The sequence below is a fragment of the Euzebya sp. genome (assembly GCF_964222135.1).
Classification (GTDB): Bacteria; Actinomycetota; Nitriliruptoria; order Euzebyales; family Euzebyaceae; genus Euzebya.
In genome coordinates, this window is the sequence record NZ_CAXQBR010000007.1 from 12,037 (window position 1) to 37,413 (window position 25,377).

24 protein-coding genes are annotated in these 25,377 nt (G+C 74.7%); 19 read left to right on the top strand and 5 right to left on the bottom strand.

Translation table 11 applies throughout. The features are described from left to right. The first annotated feature begins 28 nt into the window (after nucleotides 1-28). On the top strand, nucleotides 29-1,309 hold the full coding sequence (locus tag ACEQ2X_RS02870; protein WP_370324256.1) for a hypothetical protein: 1,281 nt from the start codon (nucleotides 29-31) through the stop codon (nucleotides 1,307-1,309). 6 nt (nucleotides 1,310-1,315) lie between these two features. Here ACEQ2X_RS02870 and ACEQ2X_RS02875 read toward each other — a convergent pair whose 3' ends face one another. Beyond that, nucleotides 1,316-2,392: a serine aminopeptidase domain-containing protein gene (locus ACEQ2X_RS02875; RefSeq protein WP_370324257.1), complete on the bottom strand. Its 1,077-nt coding sequence runs from the start codon at nucleotides 2,390-2,392 to the stop codon at nucleotides 1,316-1,318. 78 nt (nucleotides 2,393-2,470) lie between these two features. Between ACEQ2X_RS02875 and ACEQ2X_RS02880 the strand changes: the two genes are divergently transcribed. From ACEQ2X_RS02880 to pheT, 8 genes are all read left to right on the top strand, one after another. Beyond that, a complete protein-coding gene (locus ACEQ2X_RS02880; RefSeq protein ID WP_370324258.1) occupies nucleotides 2,471-3,271 on the top strand; it encodes an A24 family peptidase in 801 nt (266 codons plus the stop codon). Between the two features lie 22 nt (nucleotides 3,272-3,293). Next, entirely contained in the window at nucleotides 3,294-3,740 is a 447-nt protein-coding gene (locus ACEQ2X_RS02885) for a hypothetical protein (protein ID WP_370324259.1), read from the top strand. 239 nt (nucleotides 3,741-3,979) lie between these two features. After that, nucleotides 3,980-4,177, top strand: a complete 198-nt coding sequence (rpmI, locus tag ACEQ2X_RS02890; protein ID WP_370324260.1) for a 50S ribosomal protein L35 — start codon at nucleotides 3,980-3,982, stop codon at nucleotides 4,175-4,177. A gap of 62 nt (nucleotides 4,178-4,239) precedes the next feature. Beyond that, a complete protein-coding gene (gene rplT, locus ACEQ2X_RS02895) occupies nucleotides 4,240-4,593 on the top strand; it encodes a 50S ribosomal protein L20 (RefSeq protein ID WP_370324262.1) in 354 nt (117 codons plus the stop codon). 35 nt (nucleotides 4,594-4,628) lie between these two features. Further along, nucleotides 4,629-5,480 carry a TrmH family RNA methyltransferase gene (locus tag ACEQ2X_RS02900; protein WP_370324263.1) on the top strand — a complete coding sequence of 284 codons (852 nt, stop codon included), beginning with the start codon at nucleotides 4,629-4,631 and terminating at the stop codon, nucleotides 5,478-5,480. After that, entirely contained in the window at nucleotides 5,477-6,649 is a 1,173-nt protein-coding gene (locus ACEQ2X_RS02905; RefSeq protein WP_370324264.1) for an ATP-binding protein, read from the top strand. Before ACEQ2X_RS02900 ends, ACEQ2X_RS02905 begins: the two co-directional genes overlap by 4 nt. Next, entirely contained in the window at nucleotides 6,646-7,701 is a 1,056-nt protein-coding gene (pheS, locus tag ACEQ2X_RS02910) for a phenylalanine--tRNA ligase subunit alpha (RefSeq protein WP_370324265.1), read from the top strand. The genes ACEQ2X_RS02905 and pheS overlap by 4 nt, the downstream gene beginning before the upstream one ends. 89 nt (nucleotides 7,702-7,790) lie before the next feature. Next, a complete protein-coding gene (gene pheT / locus ACEQ2X_RS02915) occupies nucleotides 7,791-10,220 on the top strand; it encodes a phenylalanine--tRNA ligase subunit beta (protein ID WP_370324266.1) in 2,430 nt (809 codons plus the stop codon). Nucleotides 10,221-10,242: 22 nt separating this feature from the next. Here the strand turns inward: pheT and ACEQ2X_RS02920 are convergent, their stop codons facing one another. Beyond that, complete coding sequence (locus ACEQ2X_RS02920; RefSeq protein ID WP_370324267.1) at nucleotides 10,243-10,842, bottom strand: hypothetical protein; 600 nt, start codon at nucleotides 10,840-10,842, stop codon at nucleotides 10,243-10,245. Between the two features lie 81 nt (nucleotides 10,843-10,923). Here ACEQ2X_RS02920 and ACEQ2X_RS02925 point away from each other — a divergent pair, with 81 nt between their 5' ends. Continuing rightward, complete coding sequence (locus ACEQ2X_RS02925; protein ID WP_370324268.1) at nucleotides 10,924-11,202, top strand: DUF2277 domain-containing protein; 279 nt, start codon at nucleotides 10,924-10,926, stop codon at nucleotides 11,200-11,202. A 55-nt stretch (nucleotides 11,203-11,257) separates the two neighbouring features. Here the strand turns inward: ACEQ2X_RS02925 and ACEQ2X_RS02930 are convergent, their stop codons facing one another. Continuing rightward, a complete protein-coding gene (locus ACEQ2X_RS02930; RefSeq protein ID WP_370324269.1) occupies nucleotides 11,258-12,208 on the bottom strand; it encodes an ROK family protein in 951 nt (316 codons plus the stop codon). Nucleotides 12,209-12,488: 280 nt separating this feature from the next. Between ACEQ2X_RS02930 and ACEQ2X_RS02935 the strand changes: the two genes are divergently transcribed. Continuing rightward, nucleotides 12,489-12,743 (top strand): hypothetical protein, encoded by a 255-nt coding sequence (locus tag ACEQ2X_RS02935; RefSeq protein ID WP_370324270.1) that lies wholly within the window; start codon nucleotides 12,489-12,491, stop codon nucleotides 12,741-12,743. A gap of 18 nt (nucleotides 12,744-12,761) precedes the next feature. Here the strand turns inward: ACEQ2X_RS02935 and ACEQ2X_RS02940 are convergent, their stop codons facing one another. After that, complete coding sequence (locus tag ACEQ2X_RS02940) at nucleotides 12,762-15,002, bottom strand: thiamine pyrophosphate-dependent enzyme (RefSeq protein ID WP_370324271.1); 2,241 nt, start codon at nucleotides 15,000-15,002, stop codon at nucleotides 12,762-12,764. A 42-nt stretch (nucleotides 15,003-15,044) separates the two neighbouring features. Then, on the bottom strand, nucleotides 15,045-16,124 hold the full coding sequence (locus ACEQ2X_RS02945) for an RDD family protein (protein WP_370324272.1): 1,080 nt from the start codon (nucleotides 16,122-16,124) through the stop codon (nucleotides 15,045-15,047). 268 nt (nucleotides 16,125-16,392) lie between these two features. Here ACEQ2X_RS02945 and ACEQ2X_RS02950 point away from each other — a divergent pair, with 268 nt between their 5' ends. The 8 genes from ACEQ2X_RS02950 to ACEQ2X_RS02985 all read left to right on the top strand — a co-directional run bounded on the left by ACEQ2X_RS02950 (nucleotide 16,393) and on the right by ACEQ2X_RS02985 (nucleotide 25,377). Then, on the top strand, nucleotides 16,393-18,249 hold the full coding sequence (locus ACEQ2X_RS02950; RefSeq protein ID WP_370324273.1) for an O-antigen ligase family protein: 1,857 nt from the start codon (nucleotides 16,393-16,395) through the stop codon (nucleotides 18,247-18,249). Between the two features lie 65 nt (nucleotides 18,250-18,314). Then, nucleotides 18,315-18,890, top strand: a complete 576-nt coding sequence (locus tag ACEQ2X_RS02955) for a sigma factor-like helix-turn-helix DNA-binding protein (protein WP_370324274.1) — start codon at nucleotides 18,315-18,317, stop codon at nucleotides 18,888-18,890. Next, nucleotides 18,887-20,500: a hypothetical protein gene (locus ACEQ2X_RS02960; protein ID WP_370324275.1), complete on the top strand. Its 1,614-nt coding sequence runs from the start codon at nucleotides 18,887-18,889 to the stop codon at nucleotides 20,498-20,500. The genes ACEQ2X_RS02955 and ACEQ2X_RS02960 overlap by 4 nt, the downstream gene beginning before the upstream one ends. Nucleotides 20,501-20,596: 96 nt before the next feature. Continuing rightward, nucleotides 20,597-21,607 (top strand): N-acetyl-gamma-glutamyl-phosphate reductase, encoded by a 1,011-nt coding sequence (gene argC, locus ACEQ2X_RS02965; protein WP_370324276.1) that lies wholly within the window; start codon nucleotides 20,597-20,599, stop codon nucleotides 21,605-21,607. Next, nucleotides 21,608-22,819 carry a bifunctional glutamate N-acetyltransferase/amino-acid acetyltransferase ArgJ gene (gene argJ / locus ACEQ2X_RS02970; protein WP_370324277.1) on the top strand — a complete coding sequence of 404 codons (1,212 nt, stop codon included), beginning with the start codon at nucleotides 21,608-21,610 and terminating at the stop codon, nucleotides 22,817-22,819. Between the two features lie 11 nt (nucleotides 22,820-22,830). Then, the gene (gene argB, locus ACEQ2X_RS02975; protein WP_370324292.1) at nucleotides 22,831-23,760 is read left to right on the top strand and encodes an acetylglutamate kinase; all 930 of its coding nucleotides are present in this window, start codon (nucleotides 22,831-22,833) and stop codon (nucleotides 23,758-23,760) included. Continuing rightward, the gene (locus tag ACEQ2X_RS02980; RefSeq protein ID WP_370324278.1) at nucleotides 23,757-25,019 is read left to right on the top strand and encodes an acetylornithine transaminase; all 1,263 of its coding nucleotides are present in this window, start codon (nucleotides 23,757-23,759) and stop codon (nucleotides 25,017-25,019) included. The genes argB and ACEQ2X_RS02980 overlap by 4 nt, the downstream gene beginning before the upstream one ends. Continuing rightward, complete coding sequence (locus tag ACEQ2X_RS02985; RefSeq protein WP_370324279.1) at nucleotides 25,009-25,377, top strand: response regulator; 369 nt, start codon at nucleotides 25,009-25,011, stop codon at nucleotides 25,375-25,377. Before ACEQ2X_RS02980 ends, ACEQ2X_RS02985 begins: the two co-directional genes overlap by 11 nt.

Sequence of the window (25,377 nt, forward strand, 5' to 3'; positions counted from 1 at the left end):
CCACGATCCGGACGGGAGATCACCAGAGATGACGCGCCTGCTGACGACCATCGCGCTCACCGCGCTGCTGCTGACCGCCTGCGGCGGGGACGACGCCGCCGACACCACCACCGAGCCGACCGAGCCGGCGGCCGAGGCAGCCGCCGCGGTCGCGAGCGAACCCGAGGCGATGGCCTCCTCCGAACCGGCCGCGGCCACCGAGCCCGCGGAGGCGATGACCGAGGAGGCGCCGGGCGACGACCCCCGTGCGGCTGATGCCGACGCCCTCGCCGCGACCTTCGACGGCGTCGCCTTCCCGTTCGACGCCCAGACCGAGGAGAACGCGCCGCTGTTCACCTACCTGGCCGCGACCGGAGAGGACCCCGCCCTCGTGGCGGGTGCGCTGCGTGGCATGGCCGCGACGCACCGGGCGGTGGAGGTCGAGGGGTACGTCCTGGTCGACGACGAGTACGCCGAGGTGGTCCTCACCCACCTCGTCCCCGACGCGGACCCCGCGGTCCTGCTGGCCGCCATCGACGCGGGCGCGACGCTGTTCAACCTCGACGCGGGACCGGACGCGCGGGTCCGCGACGCGATGATCGCCGCCGCCGAGGCGGTCGGGGACCCCGCCCTCACCACCGCCGTCGTCGACGAGATCTGGCAGGCGGACTGGGAGACCGACCCCGCGATCAGCGCCTTCATGCTCGACGCGGTCAGCTCCGGCGACCCGGTGCTCACGACCTCGGCGCTGTTCCGCGTCGAGACGGCCAACGCCTTCACCCTCGCCGAGCGGTCGGCGTTCGTCGACGCGATCCTGCCGCTGGTCGGCGCCCCCGATCCGGTGGTCCACGGCAGCGCCTTGCAGGCGCTCGGCAACCTCGCGCGGGAGATCGCGGGCGATCCGCGGGTCGACGCGATCCAGTCCGGCGCGGAGGCCGGTCTGGCCCACGCGGACGTCTACGTCCGCGGCTCCGCGGTCACCGCCCTCGAGGGCATCGGCCGCCTGTCGGCCGTGCCGCTGCTCATCGGCGTGCTCGGCGACGTGGAGGAGGGGGCGCTCGGGTCGGTCAGCACCACCGCCTACGACGGCACCCAGACGAGCGTCGGCTACGACGTGTCGCCCTGGTCGACGGTGACCGACGCGGCGCTGGTGGCCATCTCGTCCCTCACCAGCGGGACCCCGTACCACTTCGACTACTTCGGCTACGACATCGACCCCTCCCTGCCGACCCCGGTCGACGACCAGATCCTCGCCGTCGCGGCCGAGGCCGAGGCGTGGTTCGCCGCCAACGCCGCGGCCATCGAGGCGGACGCCGCCGCGCAGGCCTGATGGGCGCTAGCGGACGACCAGGTCCGCGAACGCCGCCAGCGCTGCGTCGTGGGGCAACCGGGGATCGCACGTCGTCAGGCCCACCAGCCGCGTGACCGGTGACAGGTACCCGAGGCACGTCAGGTCGGCGTGACGGGCCTCGGGGACCGCGCGGAGCTCGACGGTGGGCATCGCCGTCAGCAGCCGGTCGTTGCCGTTGCCGACCCACTCACCGCTCCGCACCGCGATCATCGGGACGTCCAGGGCGGCGCGGGCCTCCGACGGGACCGGCTGCACCCACGGGTCGAGGCCCAGCACCCCGCGGACGCGCGGGTCACGCGCGGCGAGGGCCGTCGCGGCCCCGCCGCCGGTCGACTGGCCGATCAGCCAGACGCCGTCGGCGCGGGGGCGGAGGGGGCTCAGCGCCCCGGCCGCCACCGCGTCCACCACGGCCTCGAGGTCCTCGGCGTAGCGCGCGACCAGCGCGGCGGTGCGGAGCCGGTAGTCCGGCGCGTCATCGGGCGGCATCAGCGTCGCCTCGAGGCCGGTGACCCGTCCGTCGGGGTGCTGTGCGGCCAGCGCACCCCCGACGTGGTCCGGGGCGACGACGATCCACCCCTCGCTGGCGAGCTGCTCGGCCAGGTCGGCGTGCATCGTCCGGAACCCCAGCCAGCCGTGGCTGATCACGACGGCGCCGCGGACCGGCCCGTCGTCCGCCGGCGTCCAGGCGGGGGTCGCGTCCGCGATCGCCGTCCCGCGGCTGCGACGGATCGGTCGCAGGGTCCAGGCCGGGATCCGGTAGCGCGCCGCGAGGGCGCGGGCCACCCCGGCGCTCGCCGGGAACAGCGGTGCGCCCGGCCCGTTCGCAGCCCGCGCGGGGTACCAGACCTGGACCGGCAGGGTCCGCGGCCCCTCCAGCTCGACGATCGTCGTGCCCACGGGGTGCGGACCGGTCGGCGGGGGCAGCGGGCTGGCAGGCGCGGCCCAGCGGACGACGCCGCCGACGCCGGCCAGCGCCCCGATGCCCGCGGCGGCGCGGCCGGGCGTGGTGACGCGGCGGCGGGATCGCGCGGGACGTGGGTCGGGGCGTCCGTGGGTGGCCATGGCGGACAGTTGTACCCGCGCGGTGCGCCTGTGGACGATCGGCCGCCGCGCCGCGCGCACCAGGCATGATGGCCCGCGATGGCAGGACTGGTCGCGCTGCTCGCCGGGGTGCTCGGACTCGCGTTCGGGTCCTTCGCCAACGTCGTGATCCACCGGGTCCCCGAGGGGCGCAGCGTCGCCCGGCCGCCCTCCGCCTGCCCGCGGTGCGGGACCGAGATCCGGCCGCGCGACAACATCCCCGTCGTGTCCTGGCTGCTGCTACGGGGTCGTTGCCGCGACTGCGGTGCGCCGATCAGCCCTAGGTACCCGGTGGTCGAGCTGGTCTGCGGGGCCCTGTTCGCCGGGACGGCGTGGTGGCTCGCGTCGGCGGACCCGCCGGACTGGTGGGCACTGCCCGCCATGGGCCTGTTCGTGTGGATGCTCCTGGTCGTCACCGTCATCGACTACGAGACCCGCCGGATCCCGAACGCCCTGACCTACCCGCTGACGCCGGCCCTGGCGGTCCTGCTGGTGGTCGCGGCGCTGGCGAACGGCGAGCCGGGCCGGATCGTCGACGTGCTCATCGGCGGGGCGGGGGCGTTCGCGTTCCTGCTGGTGCTCGCGCTGATCAACCCGCGCGGGATGGGCATGGGCGACGTCAAGTACGCGGCGTTCCTCGGGCTGGGCCTCGGCTACGTCGGGCTCGGCGCCGTCGTGATCGGGATCTTCGGGGCGTTCCTGATCGGGTCGGTCATCTCGATCGGCCTCATCGTCACCCGGCTCCGCGGGCGCAAGGACATGATCCCGTTCGGCCCGTTCCTCAGCATCGGGGCGCTGCTGGCGCTGCTGTTCGGCTCGCAGATCGCCGACGCGTACCTGTCGGCGGTCGGGCTGGCCTGAGGCCCGATAGCATCCGGTGGCGATGAGCGATCCATCCGCACAGGGACAGCCCACCCAGGAGGAGATCGAGGCGTACTACGCCCAGCTCCGCGAGGCCCCGGCAGGCGACCTGCTGATGCAGTGCGTCGGCATGCTGGCCTCGGGGGCCGAGGCCAAGCTCGGCCGCGGCGACGCCCGCCTCCTGATCGACGCGCTGGCGGCGATGGTCGGCGCGGCCGAACCCCACCTGGGGTCGGGCGTCGAGCAGCTCAAGACCGCCGTCAGCCAGCTGCAGATGGCCCAGGTCCAGCTCGAGCGCCAGCAGGCGTCCGGCGGCGAGCAGCCCGCCGAGGGGGAGGGGACATCGACGCCCCCACCCGGACAGGCGTCAGGTGGGCAGGCGTCCAGCGGGCCGGCACCGGGTGGGCCGGCACCGGGTGGCCAACCCAAGCAGACCGACAAGCTCTGGATCCCCGGCCGGGACGGGTAGCGGGGCCGAGCCGCCCCCCACCCCCGGTGGACAACGGTGGGCGCCGGACCTACCCTTGTCGGTCCAGACCAAGTGGGCGCGGCGCCCCACCTGCCAGGTCACGTCCTCGCGCAGGTCCATCACCTCCTCCGACCACCCCTCCCCGGGGTCGGTCACGGATGTGTCGCACGGCCGCTGCTCCCGCAGCGGCCGTCGCTGTTCCGGGCGGCCGAGCAGACCACCGACCGGAAGGCCCCGCCATGCCGAAGCAGAAGACCCACTCGGGCACCAAGGACCGCTTCCGCGTGACCCGCAACGGCAAGGTCATGCACCGCCGCCAGAACCGCAACCACCTGGCCGAGCACAAGCCGCAGCGCCGCAAGCTGCGCCTGCGCCGCGACGAGCCGCTCCAGAACACCGCCGAGGCCAAGACCATCAAGCGGATGCTGGGCCGCTAGGTCGCAGTCCGACGGGGCCCGCGACGTGGCCCCGCCCACCACACCTGAGGAGAAGCTGAGACATGGCACGCGTCAAGCGCGGCGTCCACGGCCGCAAGCAGCGCCGCACCGTCCTGAACCGGGCGAAGGGGTTCCGCGGAGCCCGCAGCCGCCGCTACCGGATCGCCAACGAGACGATCCTGCACGCCGACCGGTACGCGACCCGGGACCGCCGGGCCAAGAAGCGGGACTTCCGCAAGCTCTGGATCACCCGCATCAACGCGGCGGCACGGCAGGAGGGCATGAGCTACAGCCGGTTCATGCACGGCCTGAAGCAGGCCGAGATCGAGCTCGACCGCAAGGTCCTGGCCGAGCTGGCCGTCAACGACCCGAAGGCGTTCGCCGCGCTGGTCACGGCCGCGAAGGCCGCGCTCTAGCACGTCCGGCACCCCCGAGGGGGAGGAAGGGCGACATGAGCCTGGCGCACCAGCTCACGACCGCGCCGGTCATCACCTCGACGGCGAACCCCGCCGTCAAGGCCGCCGCGAAGCTCGCGGCGCGGAAGGGCCGGCGTGACGAGCGCGCCTTCCTGGTCGAGGGGCCGCAGGCGGTCAGCGAGGCGCTGGGCCAGCTCATCGAGGTCTTCGCCACCCCGCAAGCCCTCGACGACCATGCCGAGCTGCTGCGCCAGGCCGCCGGGGCGGGGGCGGAGGTCCGGGCCGTCACCCCCGAGGTGCTGCGGGTCCTCGCCGACACCGTCACGCCCCAGGGCCTGGTCGGCGTCGCGCCGATCCGCGACGTCGCGCTGGTCGACGTCCTCCCCACCGCCCGCTTCCTGGTCGTGCTCGACGGGGTCAGCGATCCGGGCAACGCCGGCACGATCATCCGCACCGCGGACGCGGCGGGCGCCGACGCGGTCGTGTTCCTCGCCGGCAGCGTCGACCCGTACAACCCGAAGGCCGTCCGAGCGTCGACGGGGTCGGTCTTCCACCTGCCGATCGTCACCGGCGCCGCGCCGGAGGCCCTGGCCGACCTCGCTGCGGCCGGCCTGCAGGTCCTGGCTGCCGACGTGCGGGCCTCGGTCCCCCTCGCGGAGGTGGACCTGTCGGTCCCGACCGCGCTCGTCTTCGGGGGTGAGGCGGCGGGCCTCTCGGCGACGGTGCTCGCGGGATGTAGCGTGTCAGTCCACATCCCAATCGCTCGCCCCGAACGCCCTGGCCACCACGGACACGCGGAGAGCCTCAACCTGGCTGCAGCAGTCGCGGTCATGGCGTACGCGGTGCACGACGCGCAGCAGCACGCCACGGCTCACACGGAGACATGACCACCACGTCGGGATCGCCACGACCGCCAGCCGAGCTCGCTGGCCTGGAGCTCCTGCCCGACCCGGCGGTCGCCGTGGACGCCCACGGGGTGATCGCGTACGCCAACCCCCTGGCGCGGCGGCTGCTCGCCGACGGCGGCGGCGAGCTCGTCGGCGCCCCGGCGCCCCGCACGCTGCGCCTGCGCACCGAGGACGGGTCGGACTGGTGGAGCTGCGCCGAGCCCCTGGCCGGCGACGCGACGGTGATCCGGCGCCTCGCCGAGCAGGAGCTGAACCTGCAGGTCGGCTCCACGAACCGGGCGGTCGCGGTCAACGGCACGCGGCTGACCACCGGCCCGCTGGCCGGGGGGCTGCTGCTCACCGTGCGGCGCGCCGAGGCGCGCCGGCGACGTGACACCGCGCGCAGCGACCTCGTGTCCACCGTCAGCCACGAGCTGCGCAGCCCGCTGACCAGCGTGAAGGGGTTCACGAAGACGCTCCTCGCGAAGTGGGACCGGTTCAGCGACGACCAGAAGAAGCAGATGCTGGCGACGGTCAACGAGGACGCGGACCGGGTGACCCGCCTGCTGGGCGAGCTGCTGGCCGTGTCCCGGATCGACGCCGGCCGCCTGCAGCTCAAGCGGCAGATGGTGCGCCTGCCCCAGCTCATCGACGGGGTGGTGACCCGCACCGCCGCCGGGATCGGCCAGGGTCGCGCGGTCGACGTCGTCGTCGGCGACGTGCCCGACCTCTACGCCGACCCCGACCGCCTCGAGCAGGTCCTCGGCAACCTCCTCGAGAACGCGATCAAGTACACCGACGGGCCGATCGAGATCGCCGCGGAGGAGGGGGCGGACGTCGTCACCGTGACCGTCAGCGATCACGGGGCGGGCATCGAGCCGGAGGTCCGCAACGCCGTCTTCACGAAGTTCTACCGCCGCCCGGGTGAGAAGCGGCAGGGCACCGGCCTCGGCCTCTACATCACCAAGGGCCTCGTGGAGGCGCACGGCGGCGAGATCTGGGTCACCTCCGACGTCGGACGCGGGTCCACCTTCGCCTTCACGATCCCGAAGGGCGGCCTCGAGCTCGCCGGCATCGACATGGACGCCCTCCGCGCCAGCGTGATGACGACCCAGGACAGCGTCGCCTCCCCCTCCTCCCACGGATCTCCGAACGGACCGCCGCAGTGAACGACACCGCCCAGCCGCTGACCGAGACCCTCGAGGCGCTCGGGTCCGAGGCGCTGGCCGCCATCGCCGCCGCCCCCGACCTCGACGCGCTCGACGAGGTCCGCCAGACCTTCATGGGCAAGAAGGGCCGGGTCAGCCTCATCAAGCGCCAGCTCGGCGGCCTCGACCACGAGGACCGGAGAGTCGTCGGCCAGGCCGTCAACGACGTGAACGCCCGGTTCGCCGCGGCGTTCGACGCCCGCCGGACCCAGCTCGAGCTCGAGCGGGACGCCGAGATCCTGGCGGCCGAGTCGATCGACATCACCCTGCCGCCCCGCGTGCCGCGGACCGGGTCGCTCCACCCGCTGCGCCAGACCCTCGACGCGATCCTCGACGTGTTCGTCGGGCTCGGCTACGAGGTCGTCACCGGCCCGGAGGTCGAGTCGGACTGGTTCAACTTCGACGCCCTCAACACGCCGATGGACCACCCGGCCCGCACCCTGCAGGACACGATCTACGTCCAGGGGCTGGACGAGGCCCCCCGCCGAGATGACGGCACGACCGGCCTGCTGCTCCGGACCCAGACCTCCCCGATGCAGATCCGGACCATGCTCGACCGCGAGCCGCCGGTGTACGTGGCGGTCCCCGGCCGCGTGTACCGCCAGGACACGCCGGACGCGACCCACCTGCCGGTCTTCCACCAGATCGAGGGGCTGGCGCTCGACACCGACCTCTCCCTCGCCGACCTGTACGGGACGCTGATGGCCTTCGCCCGGGCGCTGGTCGGCGAGGACGTGCAGCTGCGCTTCCGCCCCCACTACTTCCCGTTCACCGAGCCGTCGGCCGAGCTCGACGCCTGGGTCCCCGACGGCCGCGGCGGCGGGCGCTGGACCGAGCTGCTGGGCTCCGGCATGGTGCACCCGAACGTGCTCGCGGCCGGCGGCCACGACCCCGAGGTCGTGCAGGGGTTCGCGTTCGGCATCGGCATCGAGCGGACCGCGATGGTGCGCTACGGCGTGCCGGACCTGCGGCTCTTCGCCGACAACGACATCCGGCTGCTGTCCAGCTTCTAGCCCACCGACTGAAGGGTCCGTCCCCGCGCGCCTGCCACGCCGCGGCCCGGCCGGGCTCGGACCCCTCCACCGATCCGAGGAGCACCGCGATGCGCGTCCCCATCTCGTGGCTGTACGAGTACGTCGACCTCGACCAGTCGCCCGAGCGGCTGGCCGACACCCTCACCCTGGGCGGGCTCGAGGTCGACGCCGTCCACCGGCCCACGGCCGGCACCCGCGGCGTCCGGGTCGTCGAGGTCGTCGAGGTCGGCGACGTGCCCGGCTCGGACAAGCTGTCGCTGGTCCAGGCCGACGACGGCGAGCAGGTCTGGGAGATCGTCTGCGGCGCGCGCAACTTCACCGTCGGCGACCGGGTCCCCGCCGCACTGCCCGGGGCGGTCCTGCCGGGCGGGTTCGAGATCGGCCGCAAGCAGCTGATGGGGGTCACCTCGAACGGGATGCTGGCGAGCGCCCGGGAGCTCGGCGTCGGCGACGACCACACCGGCATCTGGCTGCTCGGCCCCGACGCGCCCGTCGGCGCGGACCTGACCGGCTGGCTGGACCTCGACGAGGCCGTCCTCGACATCGAGCTCACCCCGGACCGCGGGTACGGCGCGTCGTTGTGGGGGCTCGCCCGCGACCTGTCGGCGCTCACCGGCGCCGAGCTGCGCATCCCCGAGCTGGCTGGCAACCCCGACGGCGACCCGGGCATCGGCGTGACCATCGACGAGGGGTCGGGCTGCCGGCGCTGGGACGGCCGCGGCATCGCGGGCGTGTCGGTCCGGCCGTCGCCCGCGCTGGTGCAGAAGCGGCTGGCGCTGGCCGGGATGCGCCCGATCTCGAACGTCGTCGACGCCACCAACTACGCGATGCTCGAGACGGGGTACCCGGTCCACGCCTACGACACGTCGCTGCTGACCGGCGACCTGGTCGTGCGGCCGGCCGAGCCGGGCGAGACCCTCACCACCCTCGACGGGGTGGCGCGCACCCTGGACGGCGAGGACGTCGTCATCGCCGACGCGTCCGGACCCATCGGCCTGGCAGGGATCATGGGTGGCGAGGCGACCGAGATCAACGCGCTCACCACCGACCTCTACGTCGAGGTCGCCGCCTGGGACCCGGTCAAGGTGCTGCGGACCGGCCGCCGCCACCAGCTGTTCACCGAGGCGCGGTCCCGCTTCGAGCGGACCGTTTCCGCCCAGTGGCTGCCCGCCGGCGCGTCCCGGGTCAACGACCTGATCGTCGAGTGGGCCGGCGGCACCGTCGTGGGCGGCCACGACCACCACGTCATCCGCGACCAGCGGCCCAAGATCGCCCTGCGCAGCGAGCGCATCCGCTCGCTGCTCGGCATCGACGTCGACGCCGACGCGCAGGCGGACCTGCTCCGCCGCATCGGGTGCACCGTGAAGGGCGAGGGACCCGAGCGGACCGTGACGCCGCCGCCGTACCGCCCCGACCTCACCATCGAGGCGGACCTGGCCGAGGAGGTCGCCCGGCTGCACGGCTACGACAAGATCACCCCGACCGTGCCGTCGACGGGCCGCGCAGGGCGCCGGTCGCCGGAGGACCTCGCGGCCCTCGCGATCCGGCGGGCGCTCGCGGGCGCCGGCTGGACCGAGGCGCTGCTGTACCCCTTCATCGCCGACGAGGACCTGGCCGCGCTCGGCCTCTCGCCCGACGACCCGCGCCGGCGGACCGTGAAGCTGGTCAACCCCCTCAGCAAGGAGGAGTCGGTGCTGCGCACCACCCTCCTCCCCGGCCTCCTCGCCACCGTCCGCCGGAACGTCAACCGCCAGCAGGGTGACGTGGCGCTGTTCGAGACCGGCCACGTGTTCGTGCCCCCCAGCGCCGACCACCCCGCGGCCGACAGCGGCACCGAGGGTGTCTCGCTGCCCGCCGAGCCGGATCACCTGGCCCTCGTGGCCTGCGGCGCGTTCGAGGTGCGACGCCACGACCGGTCCGCCCGGCAGGTCGACGTCGCCGACGTCCTCGGCGCGGTCGAGGTGATCCGCCACACCGTCGGCGCGGACGCCCTGTCGGTCGAGCGGACCACCGAGATGCCGTTCCACCCGGGCCGCGCGGCGCGGGTCTCGTTCGGGGGGACGCCCGTGGGCGTGGTCGGTGAGCTCCACCCGCGGGTGTGCGACGCCTTCGAGGTGCCGCGCCGCACCGTGGCCGCTGAGCTCCGCCTCGACGTCATCGTCGCGGGCGGGGCGGCCCTGCCGACGGCGACGGTCCCCTCGTCCCTCCCCAGCCTGCGCTTCGACGTCGCGGCCCTGGTCGACGCCGACCTCGACCACGCGACACTGCGCACGGCCGTCGCCGAGGCGGCGGGGGACCGCCTCACGGCGATCGAGCTGTTCGACGTCTTCGCCGGCGAGCAGCTGGGGGAGGGGAAGAAGTCCCTCGCCTTCAGCCTCGTCCTCGACGACCCGGAGACCCAGCTCACCGACGCGGAGGAGGCCGCCGCGATCGAGCGGATCGCGACCGCGATCGAGCGGCTGGGCGGGGAGATGCGGGGCGGCCCGGCGCGCAGCTGACGCGGGCCGGGCGGGGGAGGGGTCAGGCGGCCCCGTCGACCAGCTCGCGGTCCCCGAGGGGAGCGTCGAGGGTGATGGTGTGCTGCGTGGCGATCGCCTGCTCGGTGCAGTAGACGTCGGCCTCCGGCGGGTGCTCGCTCGCCTGGACGAGCGTGATCGTGACCGTGGTGTCGGTCTCGACGACCCGGACGTCGGCGAGCACGGTGCAGGGCGCGACGCCGGACCACCAGCGCAGCGTGACCTCGGTGCCGTCCGCCGAGACGTCCGCTGACTCCCACGGGATCTCGCGCGGCTCCCCCTGGGCGGTCGGGACGATCTCGACGGGTTCGTAGGTGACCGCCGGCCCCTCGCCGGTGCACCCCTCCGGGGGGCACGGGGCCGCGGAGGGGTCCGGGGCGGTGTCCGAGCACTCGGTCGAGTCGGGCGCGCAGATCGTGGCGTCCGGGGCCGAGGAGACGGGTGCGTCCGGATCCGGGGTGGTCGGCGGGTCGCTTGTCGGCGCGGGTTCGGTGGCCGGCGGGGGGGCCGCGCCGACGCCCGTGCCCTCCTGGGGGCCGCAGGCGACGAGCACCAGTGCGAGGGAGGCGATCAGGACGGTCAGCAGGGGGCGGGGGGAGGTCATGTGCGGTCCGACGTCTGCCGACCCGCCGGCGTTCCGTCCCCCCGCGTGCCGTCCCCCGGCGTGATGGAGGAGACTGGGCACATGTGCCGCAACATCACCGAGCTGCGGGGCCTCGAGCCCCCGGCGACCGAGGACGAGATCACCGCAGCCGCCCGCCAGTACATCCGCAAGGTGACCGGCATCCGGTCGCCGAACGCCGTGGTGTCGCCCGGCTACGAGGCCGCCGTCGCGCAGGTCGCCGAGGTCACCAGCGCCCTGCTGGCCGACCTGCCCGACCGACGGCAACCGCCGCAGACCGTGCCGCCCCTGCGCCGCCCGCAGGTCCGCGCCCGGATGGGCCTGCCGCCCTTCGAGGGTTGAGGGGCCACGGCTCCCGCGTGCTCAGACGGCCAGGTTCTCAGACGGCCAGGGTTGCTCAGACCGCCAGGGTCACTGAGCGGGCCAGCTCGGCCGCGCCGACTACGCCGGCGTCGTCGCCCAGGGTCGCCACGACCCAGCGACGCTCGACGTCGGGCGCCATGAGCCGTGGCCTGGTCGCCTCGGCGATCCAGTCGACGTGGTCCTGCCCGAACTTCTCGGTCAGCCCGCCGCCGAAGACCACGGTGTCGACGTCGAGGATGTTGAGCGCCCCGCCGAGGGCCACGCTGAGGGCGGCGACGGCCTCCTCGATGATGACGACCGCGACCTCGTCACGGTCCTTCCAGGCGGCCTTCCAGACGCTCGACGTGATGCGGTCCTTGCCCTTCTCCGCCATGATCTCCGGGATCCGGGTCAACCGGCCCTCGGCGCGGAACCGGTCGATCGCGGACTCCATGCCCGCACGGCCGGCGTAGGCCTCCAGGCAGCCCCACCGCCCGCAGGCGCAGCGCCGGGGGTTGGCCTTGGCGACCGGCACGTGCCCGAGCTCGCCGGCCACGCCGTGCACGCCCTGGTGCATGCGCCCGTCGAGGACCAGCCCACCGCCGACGCCCGTGCCGAGCCAGCAGCCCAGCACGTCCGTGCTGCCCTGCCCCGCACCGTGGCGGGCCTCGCCGAGCGTGCCGAGGTTCGCGTCGTTGCCCACCACGACCGGGGCCCCGCCGATCCGGGGGGAGATCATGTCCGCCAACGGGACGTCACGCCCCCACCCGACCAGGTTCGGGGCCTCCAGCACGATCCCGTCGATCACCGGACCGGGCACGCCGAGGCCGATCGCCGCCGGCTCCGGGTCGAGCTCGAGGACCGACTCGACGATCAGCTCGACGACCGCCTCCGGCCCCTCCGTCGGTGTCGCGTGCTTGATGTGCTCGGTCGCGCTGCCGGTCTCGTCGACGGCGGCCACCAAGATCTTGGTGCCGCCCAGGTCCACACCGATCACAGATCCCATGGCCGGAGCCTAACCGCCACCCGCGCCGGCCAACCGGCCGGAGGGCTCGCGGTGCACGGATCGACCACCGCTCGTCCGCACTGCGCGCGCCCGAGATCCCAGAACCCGCGCCGACGGTGACGGGACCGCACGGATCGACCACGCCGGACCGCTCTCCGCAGCGGGTTCGTGGTCGATCCGTGCAACGGCGTGGGGAGGGGGGCCGGACGTGAGGTCCCACGGTCGACCGGACACCTCGGGTCATGGTTGGCGGGGTGGTGCGGCGGGCAAGAACCTCCACATGACCACCACGATCGACACCGTCCACCTCGCGAGCCAGCTGGCCCTGAGCGCGGCCTGGCAGCACCTGGACGAGGACGTCTCCCCGGTCGACGCCGCGTGCGAGGTCCTCGAGATCACCCCTGACGACGGCCGCCGGGCCGAGGTGGCCGGCGCGGTCGCCGCCACCGGCGAGATGGACTGGACCGCGCAGGTCGCCATGGCCGTCCACCTGCTGCTGTTCGCCGCCGACTCGCCGATGCCGTTCGCGGCCTGACCCGCAGCCGATCCCGACCTACCCCCGGCGGCGGCTGACGGTGATCCCGGCGGTCACGATCTCGTCGACGCCGACCAGGACCGTGTCGGCCGCCGGACCGAGGGGCACGTAGGAGTCGGCGGCGCGGACCGTCCGGATCACGGCGTCCGCCCCGCCCTCCACCAGCCCGGCGACCAGCGCATCGGCGATGCCCCCGCCGGTCGCGCGGCACTCGTCCACCACCAGCACCCGTCCGGTCGCGGCCGCCCGCTCTGCCACCGCCTCGACGGGCAGCGGGTTCAGCCAGCGCAGGTCGACGACCTCGGTGTGGACGTCCAGGGCAGCCAGACGCCGGGCCGCCTGCAGCGACATCCGGACCCCGTTGCCGTACGTCGCGATCGTGAGCGCGGGCTCCGCGCCCTCCGCCGCCGGGTAGACCCCGACCTCGCCGGGCAGCAGCGGATCGGCGCCCGGGGGCGGGTAGCCGAAGAGCCAGCGGCCGTCCCCCTCGGCGTGCAGGTCCTTCTCGTGGTACAGCGCGATCGGCTCGAGGAACGCCACGACCCGACCGTCGACGGCCGCCATCGCCACGGCGGTCCGCAACATCCGGGCGGCATCGTCGCCGCGCGACGGGCAGGCGATCGCGAGGCCCGGGATGTCCCGCAGCGCGCCGATCGCGTTGTCGTTGTGGAAGTGGCCGCCGAACCCCTTCTGGTAGGCCAGGCCGGCGATGCGGATCACCATCGGGTTGGTGAACTGGCCGGCGGAGAAGAACGACAGCGACGCCGCCTCGCCACGGACCTGGTCGAGGGCGTTGTGGACGTAGGCGAGGTACTGGATCTCGGGGATCGGGAGGAACCCGAGCAGGCCGGCGCCCTGGGCCATGCCCAGGATGGTGGTCTCGTCGAGGAGCGTGTCGAAGACCCGGTCCAGCCCGAACCGGGCCTGGAGCCCCGCGGTCACGTGGTAGACGCCGCCCTTGCGCCCGACGTCCTCGCCGAAGACCAGCGCCTCGGGTCGGCGGGCAAGCTCGTCGTGCAGGGCCGCGTTGATGTGCGCCGCCATGGTGCGCCGGGGCGGGGCGTTCGCGTCCTCGGGCAGCGCCCCCTCCCACACGGCCGCACGGGCCGCCGGGTCGAGGGCGCCACGTGCGTCCACGGCCACCTCGTCCGGTGAGTGCGGTGCGAGCGGCGCCACCACCGTCGCGCGGTCGGTGAGGGTGGCCCCGCCCGCCAACCGGTCCGCGGTCGACTGGACGTGCTCGTCGACCTCGGCGACGAGCATCGCCGCGTCGACGGCGCTGAGGGCGCCGAGGGCGACCAGGCGCCGGCCGGCCTGGGCGAGGGGGTCGCGGTCCTCGTCGGCGCGGATCGCCTCGGCCGTGCGGTAGGTCGACTCGACGTCGGAGCCGGCGTGGCCCCACAGGCGGACGGTGTCGAGGTGGAGGAACACCGGGGCGCGCGACCGCCGGCACCAGGCGACGGCGTCCTCGACGGTGGCCCACACCTCGTCGACCTCTCCGCGGGCGTGGACGTAGCGCAGGTGCGGCAGGTCGCCGAAGGTGCTGGCGATCCACCGGCGGGGGGTGTCGACGCTGATGCCGAGCCCGTTGTCCTCGCAGACGAACAGCACCGGCGCGCGGGCCCCGCGCCGTTGGGCGTACCGTGCGGCGTTGATGCCGGCCAGCGCCGAGGCGTGGTTGGCGGAGGCGTCCCCGAAGCTGCACACGACGATGGCGTCCTCGGGGACGTCGAGGACGTACCCGAGCCGCCGGGCCCGTTCGATCGCGACGGCGGTGCCGACCGCTTTGGGCAGGTGGCTCGCGATCGTGGAGGTCTGCGGCGGGATCCACAGCGGCACCGAGCCCCAGACCTTGTGGCGGCCCTGGGCGATCGGGTCGTCGGCGGCGGCGGTGAAGGACCGGACGGTGTCGCCGACCGCGTCGGTGCCGGGGACCTGGCGGCTGCGGGCCATGACGAACCCGCCGGAGCGGTAGTGCAGGAACGCCGGGTCGGTCGGCCGGGTCAGCGCACCGACCACCGCGTTCACCTCGTGGCCCGCCGAGGAGATCGTGTAGTAGGAGTGCCCGGTCGCCTTCAGCCGCCGCGCCGCCACGTCGAGGGACCGCGAGGTGAGCATGTCGGCCAGCAGGTCGCGCGCCCCGGCGGCGGTGAGCGATCCGGTGATCGGCTGGGCGTCCGCCAGCGGGCTGTGCGCCTCGGGGGCCCGTGCCAGGGCCTGCACCAGCCGCTCGGAGACGATGTCGACGCGTGACCGCATGCGCGGGACGATAGCCAGGGGAGGGGGACGCGCAGCGGAGGGTCAGACGCCCGGCTCGTCTCCCGGTGGGTCGTGGGCCGGGGTGTCGTGGGCCGATGTGTCATGGGCCGGTGTGTCGTCGTGGGCATGGCGCTCCAGCCAGTCGCCCAGCGGGGTGGGCAGGCTCGCCGGCCGGTCGCCCCAGTCGTAGACGACCGTGGAGCCGGCGGCGAGGTCGTGCCAGCCCAGCCGCTCGCGGCTGAGGAGCAGGCCGAGGAACCCGAGCCCGAACGCCAGCGCGCTGAGGGGCAGGACCAGGGTCCGGATCGCCGCGCGCGTCGTGGACAGGGGACGCCCCTGCCGCGAGACCACCCGCAACCCGAGGACGGCCATCGCCGGCGTGCGCCCCGCCACGGCCACCGACAGCCAGCTGTAGGCGAACAGGACCACCACGAGCGCCGCGGTGCCCCAGCTGCCCGACACGCCCTGCGGGTCGAACTCGATCCCGAGCAGCAGCGAGGCCAGGTAGCCCGCGCCCGCGGACAGCGCGGTGAACAGCCCGAACGCGGCGGCCACGTCCGCGCCGTTCGCGAGCAGCCGGCTGACCGGCCCGGCGTAGCGGCCGGTCACCTCGTAGCGGCCGCGCTCGCCACCGTCCTCGACCAGGGCCGGCGGGCCGTCCGGGATCGTGGTCAGGTCGATCCCGCGGAGCCGGAGGACGGTGCGGACCAGGATCGTGTCCAGGCCGACGACCTGGCGGCGGGCGATGTCGACCAGCCGCGCCAGCATCCCGCCGGTCGAGGCCGCGACGATCCGGTCCACGTCCACCCGTCGGACCACCCGGTCCACATCGACCCGGTCCATGAGCCGGTCGACGTCGACGCGGTCCAGCAGCCGGTCCACATCGACCCGGTCGAGCAGCCGGTTGACGTCGACCCGCTCAAGCAGCCGGTCGGGATCGACGCGGTCCAGCAGCGCGTCCGGATCCACCCGGTCGAGCAGGGCGTTGGGGTCGACGCGGTCGAGCACCGCGTTCGGGTCGACCCGGGCGAGGATGTCGTCGGGGTCGATCTGGTCGAGGATCGCGTCGCGGACCGGCCCGACCAGCCGGTCGACGGGAGAGCGGTGCGGACCGTCGGCCATCTGCGCCGGAGCGTAGAGGGCGGCCCGCCACGGGGATGGATTCGACACCGTGGCCGACCTCCACGGGATGGATTCGACACCGAGACGCGGGCACACCCACCCCTCCACCCCCTCCGGGTCACTCAAGCCACGTGGGACCTCATCTCTGCGAGGGGTGGAGGCACGACGGTGTCGAATCCATCCACGGTGGCCCGACCCCACCCCCCAGAGATGTCGAATCCATCCGCGGTCGGGGAACCTCCGGTCGAGTCGTAGCGTGTACCCGCAGGTGGCCACACTCGTCGAGGAGCGCACGGGGCTCGCGCCGGTCTCCGCGGACGCCGGGCGACCGGTCGCGCTCGCGGTCGTCGCGCTCGCGGTGCTGAGCGTCGTGGCCGTGGACCCGTGGGGGTTCGTGCCGCACGGGCCGCTCCGCTGGGCCAGCACGACCACGGCGTTGCTGACCGCCGTCGCCCTGACCCGGGGGACCCTCCACCTGCCGCGCGGCATGGCCACGGCCTGGCTGGTGCTGCTGGCCGCGCTGGGTGTCTCCGCGGCGACCGGCCTGGACCCCCTCCACGCGTGGATCGGGACCCCCGACCGCCGGATGGGCTGGCTCGCCTGGTTGGGCCTGGCCGCGGCCTGGGTGGTTGGCACGACGCTGTGGCCGCACCGCCGCACCGTCCTGCGGGGACTGGTCGTCGCCGGCGGGCTGCTCGTCCTCGGGGCCGGTGCCGACGCCCTCGGCTGGCTCCCCGATGACGGGGTCACCGGCAGGATCGGCGGCACCTACGGCCAGCCGGCGCACCTCGCGGCGATGTGCACCCTCCTCCTGCCCGTCGCGGTCGGGGTTGCCCTGGCCCGTGACGACCCACCTCCGTGGAGGGGTGGCGCTGCCGTCGTCACCGTCGGGCTGGTGATCACGACGCTGGCCACCCAGACCCGCGGCGCCTGGATCGGGCTGCTCGTGGCGAGCGCGCTGGTCGCCCGGCCGGCAGCCGACCGCGTGCGATCCCGCCCTCTCGTCGCGGTCGCGGTCGGGGTCGTGGCGGGCGCGGTCGTGCTCCTGACGCCCATCGGGGCGAGGGTCGTCGCGGCGTTCGACCTCGAGGACGGCGGGACGGCGGGGGGCCGCCTCGCGGAGTGGGCCGTGGCCGCACGCGTCGTCGCGGACCACCCCTGGACCGGCGTGGGGCCCGAGGGGTACCGCATCGCCTTCCCCGCCGCCGTCGACGTGGGCTACGCGGCCACCTACGGCCGCGACGTCATCACCGACCGCGCCCACAACGGCCTGCTGGACGTCACCGTCGCCGGGGGGCTCCCCGCCGGCGCCGCCCACCTGGTCCTGACCGCGCTGGCCCTGCGCCTCGCCTGGCGCGCCCGGTCCGACCTCGACACCCGGACGGCGGGTATCGCCGTCGCCGTCGTGGCGTACGTCGTCCAGCAGCAGGCGCTCTTCCCGCTGGCCGAGGTGGATCCGGTCCACTGGGTCCTCGTCGGGCTCCTGACCGCCCGCGACCTGACCGCCCGCGACCTGACCGGCCACGAGACCCCGCCGACGGTCGGTCTGCGCGCCGCGGCCCTCCGGCTGCCCGCCCTGGCGCTTCTGGTCGCCGTGGTCGCCGCGGGCACCCTCGGCGTCGTCGCCGACCACCGGATGGCGAGGGCAGCCGACCTCGCGGTCCCGCCCACGACCGGGCGGGCGCTCGCGGTGGCCGACGCCGCGGTCCGACTGCGGCCCGACGACATCCGCCTGCGCTTCGCCGCAGCGCGGATCGCGGCACGCGGGGGCCGGATCGTCGACGTGGACGCCGCCCTCGATCGCATCGACGCCGGTCTGGAGTTGAGCCCTCGCGACCCCGCCCTGCGCGCAGAGCGCGCCGACCTCCTCCTCGAGCGGGCCCGGCGATCCGGCCTGCCGGGCGACCTGACCGCCGCCGTGACCACCGCCCGGACCGAGGTGGCGGCCGACCCGACCGATCCCGCAGCCCACGTCCGGCTGGGCACGGTCCTCGCCTACGCCGGCGAGCACGACCAGGCCTCCCGCGCTGCGGACGCCGCCGCGGCCATCGACCCCGACGCCGACGGGATCGCAGCCCTCCGCGCGCTGCTCGCCCTGGACCTCGACGCAGCGGACGGGTCATGACCGCCGTGGACGAGCCGTCCCGAGATCGACGGAACCCCGCGGGTGGCTCGTGCGTGCACGGGGTGATGACCAACGCCCCACCGACCCCCGCCACCGGGTTGCGCCTGCCGGTCCACGCCCTGGCGGCCCACCCCCACGACCCCGGCCGTGCCGCCGTCCGCGAGGCGGGCACCGCGGTCCGCGACTTCACCACCTTCTACGCCGACGCCTACGACGGCGTCGCCCGCGCCCTCGTGCTCACCCTCGCCGACGCCGACCTCGGCGTCGAGGCCGCCGACGAGGCGATGGTCCGGGCCTACCAGCGCTGGGACACCGTCAGCGGCTACGACAACCCCGGCGGCTGGGCCTACCGCGTCGGCCTCAACTGGGCGCTGTCGCTGCGCCGCAAGCTGATCCGCCGCCTGTCGTTCGGCACGCCTCCGGCGATCCCCGTCGAGGACGCCGAGATCGCCGACCCCTCCGTCATGGCCGCACTCCGCCGCCTCGACGTCAAGCTCCGCGCCGTCGTCGTGTGCCGCCTGCTCCTCGACTGGTCCGTCGAGGACACCGCCGCCGCCCTCGACCTCAAGCCCGGCACCGTCAAGAGCCGGCTCCACCGCGCCCTCGCGACCCTCGAACGATCCCTGGAGGACCCCCGATGACCCGCACCGACCTCCCCGACCACCCCGAGACCGCCGCACGGGTCCGCAGCGCCCTGCAGCGCACCGCCGCCGGCGTCCACCTCGACGTCCCCGGCGCCGACGCGGCTCGTGAGACCGCCCACCACCGAGCCCGACGCCAGCAGCGCGTCACCGCCGGCATCGCGGCGCTGGCCGTCGTGGCCGGCGGCCTCGCCGCGACCACCTGGGTCACCCGGGACCCCGAGGTCCAGCTCGCCGCCGGCGCGGGCGCCCCGCAGGCCGCGGACGTCGACCTGACGTGGACCGACGGCCCGCACTCCCTGACCAGCGCGCCGACGATCGTCCAGGACGCCGACGGGGTCCTCTACGCGCTGTCCACCGCTCCCGGCACCACCTGGGACGGGCCCGAACCGCCCGCCCAGGCCATCTACCGGTCGACCGACGGCACCACCTGGGAGCAGGTCGACGCCGACGGCGCCCCGCCGCTCGCCACCTTCGAGGTCGGCGGCGACGGCCTGCTCTACGGCCTGTCCACCGCCCCCGGGGGGGTCGTGCTCGCCTCGTCCGTCGATGGCGGCACGACCTGGCAGACCGAGCCGCTCCCGGCCGAGGCGGACATCCGCCCGGACGTCGCCGAGGGGATCCAGCTGTCCTCCGGTGGCCACCAGCTCGACGTGGTCCGCGCCGGCGAGACCACCGTCGCCGCGGTGTCCACGCAGTGGTTCGTCGAGGCCGACGGTCTGGTCGACCCGGCCGATGAGGACATCGCCTACGTCGACGCCACCGACGCGGGCCTCGAGGTCCGGCGGATCCCCGTCGACCGCCGCGAGGCCGCGCCCGAACCGGCCGGCGTCCCCGCGGCCGACGCCACGCCCGCGCCATCGGCTGCGCCGGCGCCCGCCGTCGACGTGCCCGTCGAGGCGACCGAGGAGGTCGTCCGCACCATCCCCTGGTCCGAGGTCGGCCTGACCGGTCCCGCCGACCTCGTCACCCGCCGGGTGCTCACCGCCAACGGTGACGAGGGGTGGACCGCAGCCGACATCCCCGTCGAGGGGAGCGTCCGCGGGATGGCCGCCACGGCGGACGGGATCGTCGCGCTGGTGCAGGTCGGACCGACCGAGGGTCCGACGTCCCCGGTCCGCGTCGCCCGGTCGACGGACGGCGTCGCCTGGAGCGTGGACCCCGACCCGGTCGCGGACCTCAGCTACGTCGAGGTCGTCCAGACCGTCGGCGACGCCGTGGTCGCGGTGGGCCACACCTGGACCGAGGCGGAGACGAACGCGACCGTGCTGGCGAGCCACGACGGCGGGGTCACCTGGACGTCGACGTCGGTCGCCGACCTCGTCGAGGTGGCACCTGGCCGCCAGCTCGGGGTCGGCTCGGTCGGGATCGGACCCCTCGGCGTCGCCCTCGCCACCTACGCGGTGGAGCGCGAGGGCGCCGATCCCGCGGTCGACACCTCGGTGCTGTTCAGCCCCGACGGCGTGGCCTGGGACGTGATCGGCCTCGAGGAGATCGATCCCGATGCCACCGAGCTGCGGTGGACCGCCGTCACCGCCGACCGGGTGATCGTCGACGTGGTCCGCGCTGACGACAGCCGCGCGACGGTGGTCGGCATCCCGACCTCCTGAGCCCGGCCGGAGGCCCAGCCCGACGTGGGGGCGCGCCGCCCACCTGGCCACGCATAGCATTTGCATATGCATGCACGACCCGGCAGACTGCCTCGCATGGACGTCGGCATCGTAGGGGGATCCGGGTACGGGGGGGCGGAGCTGCTCCGGCTGCTCGCCAGCCACCCCACCCTCTCGGTCAGGACCGTCGCGGCGGGGTCCGCAGCCGGGCAGGACCTGGCCGACGTGTTCCCACACCTTGGGCTCAGCGGGACCCTCGTCCCCTCCACCCCCGAGGCCCTGGCCGGGTGCGAGCTGGTGTTCCTGGCCACCCCCCACGCGGTGTCCCTCGACCTCGCCCCGCCGCTCAGGGCAGCGGGTGCGACGGTCGTCGACCTGTCCGGGGCGTTCCGGCTGGACCCCGACACCTTCGAGGCCTGGTACGGCCTCGACCACACCGCCCGCGACGACAGCCCGGCCCCCTACGGCCTCCCTGAGCTCTTCCGCGCCGACCTGGTCGGCGCCGGGCTGGTCGCCGGGCCGGGGTGCTACCCGACCGCGGCGCTGCTCGCCCTCGCCCCCCTCGCCGGGCTGGTCGACGCGGACAGCGTCACGATCGTCGGCATGTCGGGCACCAGCGGCGCCGGGAAGGGGCTCCGGGACGACCTCCACGTCAGCCACGCGCTCGGCAACACCGGCGCGTACGGGGCGCCGACGCACCGCCACACGCCCGAGATCGAGGCGCAGTGGAGCCGACTGACCGGCGCGTCGGCCACCGTCAGCTTCACCCCGCACCTCGTGCCGCAGGTCCGCGGCATGGTCGTCACCCTGAACGCCACCCTGGTCGACGACGCCGCCGACGTCCGCGCCGCCTACGCCGACCGCTACGCCGCCGAGCCGTTCGTCACCCTGCTGCCGCACGGCACCTGGCCGCAGTCGACGCACACGATCGGGGCCAACACCGCCCACGTGAACGTCGCCGTCGATCCGCGGACCGGCCGCGTCACGGCCAGCTGCGCGATCGACAACCTCGCCAAGGGCGCCGCCGGACAGGCGCTGCAGGCCGCCAACGTCGCCCTCGGCCTGCCCGAGACCGCCGGCCTGCCGACGATGGCGGTGTACCCCTAGATGGCCATCCCCTTCGAGATCGCCCCGCTCGACGACGGCGTCACCGCCCCGTGGGGGTTCACCGCCGCGGGGGTCACCGCCGGCCTCAAGGCCAGCGGCCGGCCTGACCTCGCGATCGTGGCCACCGACACCCCGGTCACGGCCGCCGCGGTCCTGACCACCAACCAGGTGAAGGCGGCGCCCGTGGTCGTGACCGCCGAGCACCTCGCCGCGAGCGGCGGCCGGGCGCGCGCGGTGCTGCTGAACGCCGGGTCCGCCAACGCCTGCACCGGCCTCGAGGGGCTCGCGACCGCCCGGGAGGCCTGCGACCTCGTCGCCCACCACCTGGGCTGTGACGCCCATGAGGTCCTGATCTGCTCCACCGGCGTCATCGGCGTCCCGATCGACCGTCCCGCCTACCTCGCCGGCATCCCCAAGGTCGTCGCCGCGGCCGCCCCCGAGGGCGGTGCGGACGCCGCCGAGGCGATCATGACCACCGACCTCGTGGCGAAGGAGGCGGCGGTCCACGTCACCGACGCCGAGGGCGGCTCGGCCACGGTCGGCGGGATGTGCAAGGGCTCGGGGATGATCGCCCCCACGATGGCGACGATGCTGTGCGTGGTCACCACCGACGCGCCGCTCGAGGGGGAGGAGGCGGCGGCGATCCTCCGGCGGGCGACGGACCGGACCTTCAACCGGATCAGCGTCGACGGGGTCATGTCGACCAACGACACGATCGTGCTGCTCGCGAGCGGCACCGCCGTCACCCCACCGGACGCCGACGCGGTCGAGGCGGGGATCACCGCCGTGCTCGGCGACCTCGCCACCCAGGTCGTCCGCGACGGGGAGGGGGCGCAGCGGCTCGTCCGCATCACCGTCCGCGGGGCGCTGGCCGAGGACGACGCCCTCGCCGTCGCCCGGCAGGTCGGCACCGACGACCTGGTGAAGACCGCCGTCGCCGGCGGCGACCCCAACTGGGGCCGCATCATCGCCGCGGTCGGCGCCTCGCCGGTCCTGATCGACCCCGGCTCTGTCGACATCGCCGTCGGCGACGTCACCGTCTGCACCGGCGGGATGGCCGCGCCGTTCGACCGGGCGGCGGCCGAGGCGGTGATGGCCGCCGACGAGGTCCAGGTGACCATCGACCTCGGGCTCGGCGACGCCGAGGCGACCTTCCTCACCTGCGACCTGACCCACGGGTACATCACGATCAACGCGGAGTACACGACGTGAGCGGTGGGCTGGTGATGACCGGCCGTGCGCTCGAGGCGCAGGGCAAGGCGCGGATCCTCCAGGAGGCGCTGCCGTGGATGACCCGCTGGGCCGGGCGGACCGTCGTGGTCAAGTACGGCGGCAACGCGCTGTCCGACGGCGATGCGACGGTCGAGCACCCGGGGGAGGACCCCTCCTTCGCCGCCGACGTGGCCCTGCTCCGCTCGGTCGGCGTCCGGGTGGTCGTGGTGCACGGCGGCGGCCCGCAGATCAGCGCGCTGTCCGAGCGGCTCGGGCTCGAGACCCGATTCGTCGACGGCAAGCGCGTCACCGACGAGGCGACCCTGCAGGCGGTCCAGATGGCACTGCTCGGCCAGGTGAACCCGATGCTGGTCCGGATGATCTCCGAGGCGGGCACGCCGGCGGTCGGGGTCGCTGGCACCGACTCGAACCTGGTCCTGGCCCGCCAGCACGACCCCCGCCTCGGGCTGGTCGGCGAGGTCGAGTCCGTCGACCCCACGTACCTCCACCAGCTGCTCGACTCGGGTCGGGTGCCGGTCATGGCGACGCTGTGCGCGACCGCGGAGGGTCGGGTGGTCAACGTCAACGCCGACACCGTCGCCGGCGCGGTCGCCGTCGCCCTCCGCGCCGACAAGCTGATCTACCTGACCAACGTCGCCGGCCTGTACGAGCACTTCGGCACGCCGGATTCGACCCTCCTCAGCGAGGTCGGCATCGACCGGCTGGCCCAGATGGTCGACGGCGGCGAGCTCGTGACCGGCATGATCCCGAAGATCGCCAGCATCATCGGTGCGCTGCGCGGCGGCGTCCCGCAGGCCCACCTGCTCGACGGCCGGATCGAGCACGCCCTGCTGCTCGAGATCTTCACCGACTCGGGCGTCGGCACGATGGTGACCGCCGGCACCGCCGCGGAGGACACCGACCGGATGGAGCTCGCATGATCGAGGACCAGCTCACCGAGGACGACGTCCTCCTGCCCACCTACGGCCCACGGCCGGTCACCTTCACCAGCGGCGCCGGGTCGTGGCTGACCGCCACCGACGGCGGCCGCTACCTCGACTTCCTCTGCGGGCTGGCCGTCACGGGGCTCGGCCACGCCCACCCGGTCGTCACCCAGGCCGTGGCCGACCAGGCAGCACGGCTGACCCACACCTCCAACCTGTTCGGCACCCGACCGGTGCTCGAGCTCGCCGACCGGCTGCGCCGCACCCTCGGCTGGGATGACGGACGGGCGTTCTTCTGCAACTCCGGCGCCGAGGCCAACGAGGCGGCCCTCAAGCTGGCCCGCCGCCACGGCAAGCACGCCGACCCCCAGAAGGTCCACGTCGTCGCCCTGGACAAGGGCTTCCACGGCCGGCTCATGGGCGCGCTGAAGCTGACCGGCAACCCGGCCAAGCACGCCCCGTTCGAGCCGCTCGGCACCTGGGCCACCCACGTGCCCGCCGACGACCCCGACGCCATCGCCGCGGCGGTCGACGACCGCACCTGCGCGGTGTGGCTCGAGGTCGTCCAGGGCGAGGGAGGGGTCCGCCCCCTGTCCGAGGAGGTCCTCGCCGCCGCCAGGGCGGCCTGCGACGACCACGACGCGCTGCTGGTCGTCGACGAGGTCCAGACCGGCGTCGGCCGCCTGGGGGAGTGGTACGGCTGGCAGACCACCACCGTCGAGCCCGACGTCGTCTGCCTCGCCAAGGGCCTCGCCAACGGCCTGCCGATCGGCGCGATCGTCGCCCGGGGCGTCGCGGCCAAGGCGTTCCAGCTCGGGGACCACGCCACCACCTTCGGCGGCGGGCCGGTCGTGTGCGCCGCCGCGAACGCCGTCCTCGACACGATCGAGTCCGACGGCCTGCTGGCCCACACCCGGGCCATGGGCTCGCGGTTGGCGGCCGGCCTGGAGGCGCTCGCCGCCGACAGCCCGCTGGTCACCGGTCAGCGGGGCCGCGGCCTGCTGCGCGCCATGACGCTCTCCGGCGACTTCGCGCCCGCGGTGGCCGACGCCGCCCTGCGCCACCACCTGGTCGTCAACGCCGTCGCACCCGACGCCGTCCGCCTGGCCCCGCCGCTCAACGTCACCCCCGACGAGGTCGACGAGGCCCTCAGCCGGCTGCGCGCCGCGGTCGCCGACGTCGCCAGCCCGACCGGTGCCAGCCCGACCGGTGCCAGCCCGACCGGCGCCGCACCCGCCGAGACCGATGGCCGATGACCGCCCGACCGTGCTGGTCGTCGAGGACGACGACTCCGTCCGCGCCCTGGTGGAGATGCTGCTCACCGACTCCGGCGTCGCCGTCACCACCGCCCGCGACGGGCTGGAGGGGCTCCTCAAGCTGTCCTTCGCCCGCCCCGCCGCCGTCGTGCTCGACATCATGATGCCGGACGTGAGCGGCATGCGGGTCCTCGACGAGCTCGCCGCCCAGCACGACGACATCCCGGTCGTCGTCGTCACCGGCAAGCCCGAGGCCGCTGCCGAAGCCCGCCGGCGCCTCGGCGACGAGAACGTCTTCGACAAGCCGTTCGACCCCGACCACCTCATCCGCCGCATCACCCAGATCGTGGGGACCTGA